Origin of the sequence: Massilia agri (genome assembly GCF_024753255.1) — a bacterium.
Lineage (GTDB): Bacteria > Pseudomonadota > Gammaproteobacteria > Burkholderiales > Burkholderiaceae_D > Telluria > Telluria agri.
In genome coordinates this window covers 1-1,004 of the sequence record NZ_JANUHA010000049.1, presented here as the reverse complement: position 1 = coordinate 1,004, position 1,004 = coordinate 1, and the positions used below count along the sequence as shown (strand labels likewise).

At 58.8% G+C, this 1,004-nt stretch carries 2 protein-coding genes; both read left to right on the top strand.

Annotated elements, in window-relative coordinates; genetic code table 11:
* Window positions 1–373 (top strand): transposase (locus NX780_RS25075; RefSeq protein ID WP_258830611.1); only part of this gene is annotated, 373 nt, incomplete at its 5' end.
* An 11-nt stretch (window positions 374–384) separates the two neighbouring features.
* Window positions 385–1,004, top strand: a 620-nt coding sequence (locus NX780_RS25070) for an IS3 family transposase (protein WP_258830612.1), incomplete at its 3' end; no start/stop codon positions are given.

Here is a 1,004-nt window from a genome sequence, read left to right as displayed (position 1 = left end):
CAGGAGGATTTACATGAAAAAGAAGCAGTTGCCATCGAAGCGGGACGTGATTCCCGCCTCAGCCGGTACCGGCCCCAAGCCGCGCACGGTCTTCTCCGATGAGTTCAAGCGCGATGCGGTATCGCGCTTGCGCTCTGGCGAGCAAAATGCCTCGGATCTCGCTGTGGAACTGGGGATTCGTCGAACGCAGCTGTACACATGGGCCAAGAAGTTTGAGGAACTGGCTCCTGGAGAGACGTTCCGCTCACCTGGCCGCCCTGCTGTGAGCGAGCTGAGCGAAGTCGATCAGTTACGGCGCGAGCTGGCCAAGGCCCAAGAGGAGCTGGCCATCTTAAAAAAGTTCGATGCGTACTTAACTCGCCTAAAGAAGTAAAGTACGCATTCATCGACGAACACCGTAGCGAGTTCCCTGTGAAGTCGCTGTGCCGTGAGCTCGATATCAGCCGCAGCCTGTACTACGCGTACAAGAAGGCCAAGCCCAGCCTGCGTAGCCAGGAGGACCTGGCGTTACGCGCCGAAATCGTCAGGGTCAATGCAAGACATCGTTGGGCGCCTGGAGCGGTCAAGCTGTGGCGTTTGCTCAATGCCGAAGGCATCAAATGCGGCAAGCACCGCGTGAGAAGGCTGCGTAAGCTGGAGAACATTCAAACGTTTCGCGTCAAGCGTTTCCGTGCCGCTCAGGCGATGCAGCGGGTACAGCCACCGGCGCCCAATCTGGTCAAGCGCGGCTTTAACGTCACCGCTCCCAACACGATTTGGGTGGGCGACATGACAGCCATGCGTACCAAGGAGGGGTGGCTTCATCTGGCCGTCGTGCTGGACTTGTTTGCCCGGCGTGTCGTGGGCTGGGCGATGGACGCCACACAAGCTACGACGGTGCCGATGGCAGCGCTGAACATGGCGCTGGCGCAGCGAAAACCCGCTGCAGGCCTGATTTTCCACAGCGACCAAGGCACTGTCTACGCATCAAACGATTATCGTGAACTGCTGGAAGCCAACAGTGT